Origin of the sequence: Aphanothece hegewaldii CCALA 016 (assembly GCF_003007785.1) — a bacterium.
In the GTDB taxonomy this organism is placed as follows: domain Bacteria; phylum Cyanobacteriota; class Cyanobacteriia; order Cyanobacteriales; family Microcystaceae; genus Chroococcus; species Chroococcus hegewaldii.
In genome coordinates, this window is record NZ_PXOH01000076.1 from 1 (window position 1) to 5,340 (window position 5,340).

Annotated in this window: 3 protein-coding genes; 2 read left to right on the plus strand and 1 reads right to left on the minus strand. The window is 40.3% G+C overall.

Going from position 1 to position 5,340, the window contains the following annotated elements:
- The first annotated feature begins 504 nt into the window (after positions 1-504).
- On the plus strand, positions 505-2,187 hold the full coding sequence (groL, locus tag C7H19_RS24730) for a chaperonin GroEL (RefSeq protein ID WP_106459566.1): 1,683 nt from the start codon (positions 505-507) through the stop codon (positions 2,185-2,187).
- Between the two features lie 397 nt (positions 2,188-2,584).
- Positions 2,585-3,595, plus strand: coding sequence for a DUF389 domain-containing protein (locus C7H19_RS24735; RefSeq protein ID WP_106459567.1), 1,011 nt, complete (start codon positions 2,585-2,587; stop codon positions 3,593-3,595).
- 110 nt (positions 3,596-3,705) lie between these two features.
- On the opposite strand, the gene trxB is transcribed toward C7H19_RS24735, so the two are convergent.
- Positions 3,706-5,088 carry a thioredoxin-disulfide reductase gene (trxB, locus tag C7H19_RS24740; protein WP_106459568.1) on the minus strand — a complete coding sequence of 461 codons (1,383 nt, stop codon included), beginning with the start codon at positions 5,086-5,088 and terminating at the stop codon, positions 3,706-3,708.
- Positions 5,089-5,340 lie beyond the last annotated feature (252 nt).

Below are 5,340 nucleotides of genomic sequence, written 5' to 3' on the forward strand. Positions count from 1 at the left end.
ATGCTCAGTCAAGGGAAACTGAGAAGCCCCCTCTATACCCTGAGCTTGTCGAAGGGTTAGAGTGGGGAGTATGTCACTGCCTTTAAAACTGATACTCTAGCAGCAACAAAACATTACATAACCAATGGTTTTTTACCTGAAGGACGAGATCCAAATAAGTTCGAGAGCGATCGTTATATTGCTTCCTATCCTGATCTGATCCAAGCTTTCAGTTACAATATAGAAGCCGGTTCTAATCATTATCTCTATTCAGGACGAGGAGAAGGACGATACATCTCTTTCGATCCGCAGGCTTATCTAAACCGTTACTTAGATTTACAACAAGCTTACGGCAATGATTTAGTCGCTGCTACCCGACATTATATTCTACATGGTTTGACTGAAAATCGTACTTGGATATAGAGTACAACCGCACATTAGGGAAAAACTGTGTATATTAAAGTTAGCACTCATTGCTTGAGAGTGCTAAATTGTCTATTGGAGAAATAAAAAATCTAGGCAACTATGGCTAAAATTATTGCATTTAAAGAAGAATCTAGAAGAGCTTTAGAAAAGGGTGTGAATGCCCTATCCAATGCGGTACGGATCACCTTTGGCCCCAAAGGTCGTAATGTATTACTAGAAAAGAAATATGGTGCGCCCCAAATTGTCAACGATGGTGTTACGGTTGCTAAAGATATAGAATTAGCAGATCCTCTCGAAAATACAGGCGCGAGATTGATCCAGGAAGTCGCCTCCAAAACCAAGGATATCGCCGGAGATGGTACAACGACTGCAACGATTATCGCACAAGCGTTGATTAGAGAGGGTCTAAAAAACGTTACTGCTGGGGCGAACCCCGTTGCCCTAAGACGTGGAATTGATAAAACGGTTAGTTTTTTAGTGCAAGAAATTGCTAATATTGCTAAACCCGTAGAAGGAGATGCGATCGCTCAAGTGGCGGCGGTGAGTGCTGGAAATGATGCAGAAGTCGGCGAAATGATCTCGATGGCAATGGATCGCGTGACCAAAGATGGTGTTATAACAGTAGAAGAGTCAAAGTCTTTAACTACAGAATTAGATGTTGTTGAAGGGATGCAGATCGATCGCGGTTATATGTCTCCCTATTTTGTTACGGATCAAGAACGTCAGATCGTTGAGTACGAAAATCCTTTGATCCTCATTACAGATAAAAAAATTAGCTCTATTGCTGATTTAGTTCCAGTACTTGAAGGAGTAGCCCGCGCCGGACGTGCTTTATTGATTATTGCAGAAGATGTCGAAGGTGAAGCCCTCGCTACTTTGGTGGTGAATAAAGCAAGAGGTGTGTTAAACGTTGCCGCCATCAAAGCCCCCAGTTTTGGCGATCGTCGCAAAGCCATGTTACAAGATATTGCGGTTCTCACTGGTGGTCGCTTAATTTCCGAAGAAATCGGTTTAAGCCTTGACACAATGACTACTGATATGCTAGGAAAAGCCGATAAAATTACGCTCGAAAAAGATAATACAACGATCGTCGCTTCGGGTGCCAATACCGCAGACATACAAAAACGAGTCGCCCAATTACGCCGCGAATTGGAAGCCACCGACTCTGAATATGATAGCGAAAAGATTCAAGAACGCATCGCTAAATTAGCAGGCGGTGTTGCAGTGATTAAAGTAGGTGCAGCCACAGAAACCGAACTCAAAGATCGTAAACTACGGATCGAAGATGCCCTTAATGCGACTAAAGCAGCCGTAGAAGAAGGTATTGTACCAGGTGGTGGTACTGCATTAATTTATCTAGCGTCTATTGCGCAAGAGTTTAAAAATTCTCTGACGAACGATGAAGAAAAAGTTGCAGCAGATATTGTTGCAAAAGCCCTAGAAGCCCCGCTACGTCAGTTAGCTGATAATGCAGGGGTTGAAGGTTCTGTCATTGTTGATGGCGTTCGTAATGCTGATTTTAATGTCGGTTACAATGCTCTAACTGGTCAATACGAAAATATGATCGCCTCTGGTATTATCGATCCAGCTAAGGTGGTTCGTTCAGCCCTCCAAAATGCCGCTTCTATTGCTGGAATGGTTCTTACTACCGAAGCTTTAGTCGTTGAAAAACCAGAAAAAACCCCTGCAATGCCTGATCCCGGTATGGGCGGTATGGGCGGCATGGGCGGTATGGGTGGTATGGGCGGTATGGGTGGTATGGGTGGTATGGGGATGATGTAATTACCCGCCATTCACATCCAGTAAACCTAAATACGGGGTGGACAGTATTATTCAAGTCCACCCTATCTATTTCTTTAACCTGAGTTTTGTCTAAAGCCACGCATCCTCAAGAGGAATATTTAATCCACTATGAATACCCAAAAGATCAATTTAAAAAGTCTTATAAAGACCTACATCTAACCAATTCTACGATATAGGTTTGAAGAAATCCGAATATGACTTAATACAAAATATTAGCTATTGTAGTTTGATTTGTAACGTTTTCTATATTTTTAATTAAATTAATTTACTTAGATATAAATTGTAATTTGATGTTGGGTTTGCTCATTGTATGATAGCTATTACATACGTCGGTAACTTTAATCTATGTAATTCACAGTTGTAAAATTAGAAAAAAATGCAACCCAATAAAAGTCATCTTTTATCTATTGATGAATTAACTCACATTTTAGAAGAAAACTCACTACCTTCAATCAGTTTTTATTCTCTATTAACTCTGGCCACTACTATTGCGACTTTTGGACTTCTGGGCAATAATGCAGCCACGATCATTGGTGCAATGATTGTCGCTCCTTTAATGAATCCTATTGTTAGTTTAGCCTATGGAATTATTTCGGGTCGAAGAGGGATACTCAAACAATCAATTTTGACACTACTGACAGGAATAATTGCTGTTATATTACTAGCCTTTTTGCTCAGTAAAATAGTTGGGGCTCAAGTAGTAGGCTCAGAAATTTTTAACCGAACCACTCCCAATATTGTAGATTTAGGAGTAGCAATTGCTTCAGGCGCTGCGGCGGGATTAGCTCTTTCTAATCGTAACATTTCTAGTGCTTTACCTGGTGTGGCGATCGCGGTTGCTTTAGTACCGCCTTTATGCGTCGTCGGTATTGGTTTAGCCTTAGGCGATCATGCAATTGTTGATATTGCTTTAAATCATCATTTAAATCAAAGTTTAGATGTAGCGTCTGGTGCTTTTTTGCTCTTTTTAACGAACTTGGCAGGAATTATTATCTCCGCTAGTGTTGTCTTTCTTTTAGAGCAATATGGAGTTTTACGAAAAGCCTTGCTTGGGTTATTAATTACCTTAATCACTCTCAGTATATTATCTTTGCCTCTAAATAATCGTTGGCAGGAATTTTTATTATCTCAGAAGATTCATCGGGAAATCAATCAATTCGCTGTAATCGCTGCTCAAGAAAAAGATTGGATTAAAAGAGTAGATGCTAAAGATATAAATATCGAGAAGCAGCCCGACAAGATTTTAGTATTTTTAAGTGTATCTGCTCCAAAAGATGCTATATCAAAAGAAGATGTCAAGCAATTACAGCAATTTTTAACGGAAAAAAACAAACTACCTGTTATTCTAGAAATGCAAGTTTTTCCTTTTGAAGTTTTTAAAACTTAGAGTAATAATTTTAAGGGCTTAGTTTCTAAGCCCCTACAAATCCCCAACAAGATGAAATGTAGGGGGTTAGACTCTAAACCCTAAGAGTTGCAAAATCCACGCCTTTAGATCTAACTTACACCAACACCAAGATAACGATCAATTACTTGGCGGAATTCGCTTCTTTGTTTAACTCCCCGCATTTCGTGTAAGAGTTCTTGATCTTTGAAAAATTGTACGGTAGGAGTTCCTGTAATTTGTCCCATTTGAGCAATTTCGGGATCTGCTTCGATGTCTATTTCAATAAAGTAGATTTTTCCATCGTATTCATCAGCTACTTTATCTAAGATCGGTTTGAGGGTTTTACATGGGCCACAAGTGGGGGAAACATATTTCACCATGATTAAGCGATCGCCTTCATGGAATAATTTTCTTAAAGCATAACCGCCATAATGACGTGTTTTATTGATATCGAAGGTATATTCGGTATCAGCCGGCATACTACTGGTTGGTTTATCTTCTTTTGTTTCATTACTTTGTGTGTGACGATATTCTTGGATTAAATCTCTTTCGGATAACCAACGTTCGGCTAAAAGGGCTGCCATACACCCTGTACCTGCTGCGGTGATGGCTTGACGATATTCGTGATCCTGTACGTCTCCTGCGGCAAAAACACCCTCTACACTGGTAGCTACAGTTCCAAGTTTAACTTTAATATAACCAATCTCATCGAGTTCGATTTGTCCTTGGAATAGGGACGTATTCGGCGTGTGTCCAACGGCATAAAACAAGCCTCTTACGGGTAAATCTTTCTCTTCACTCGTTTGAATGTTACGGATTTTTAAGCCTTCCATTTTGCCACCTTCACCAAAAGCATCGACGGCGACTGTATTCCAGTGGATCGTAATTTTAGGGTTATTTAAGGCGCGATCTTGCATTGCTTTACTCGCCCGTAGACTATCTCGACGGACTAGCAAATTAACATGAGAACCGTATTTTGTCAAGTAAATTGCTTCTTCAACAGCAGAGTCACCCCCACCAATTACGGCGAGTTCTTCATTTTTAAAGATGGGACTTGCACCGTCACAGATGGCACAAGCGGAGATTCCATTACTCCAAAAGTGATGTTCACTCGGTAAACCTAAACGTTTCGCGGTGGCACCAGTTGAGATAATAATACTATGGGCTTTGACTTCTCTTTCGGTTGATTGGATGGTAAACGGACGCTCTTGAAGATCAACTTTGATCACATCTTCTGTATAACATTCGGTTCCCCAACGTTCCGCTTGGGCTTTCATCTGTTCCATTAATTTTGGGCCGGTTATTCCTTCTGGGAAACCAGGGAAGTTCTCGACTTCTGTAGTGGTCATTAACTGTCCCCCCGGAATACCTCCCGTTTGAAACCCTTCAAACATCACGGGTTTTAGGTTGGCACGCGCTGCATAGATGGCCGCAGTATATCCGGCTGGCCCTGAACCAATAATCACTAAGTTTTCTACGGTTGGGTTAGTCATTGCCTCTAACTAAAACTCATAACGACTACGTTTTATAGTATAACAGAAATTTAGATGAAAGCCAATTTGATTTTGAAAGATGCTATGGCAGTTCTCAAATAAATAAGACTAAATCCACTTATGCTCAACTACTCTAAACTAGAAGAAAATATATCTAAAGTGAAAAGATCTGATACCAAATCCGTAAAAGAGAACCCATTTATCTGATAGACTGTGGGAATGGGAAGAAAAGCACATTTAGAAAATTATCTA

Bases quoted from the DNA above. Each gene is read 5' to 3' on its own strand.
- groL (WP_106459566.1), top strand. From the start codon at position 505: ATGGCTAAAATTATTGCATTTAAAGAAGAATCTAGAAGAGCTTTAGAA.
- trxB (WP_106459568.1), bottom strand. From the start codon at position 5,088: ATGACTAACCCAACCGTAGAAAACTTAGTGATTATTGGTTCAGGGCCA.
- C7H19_RS24735 (WP_106459567.1), top strand. From the start codon at position 2,585: ATGCAACCCAATAAAAGTCATCTTTTATCTATTGATGAATTAACTCAC.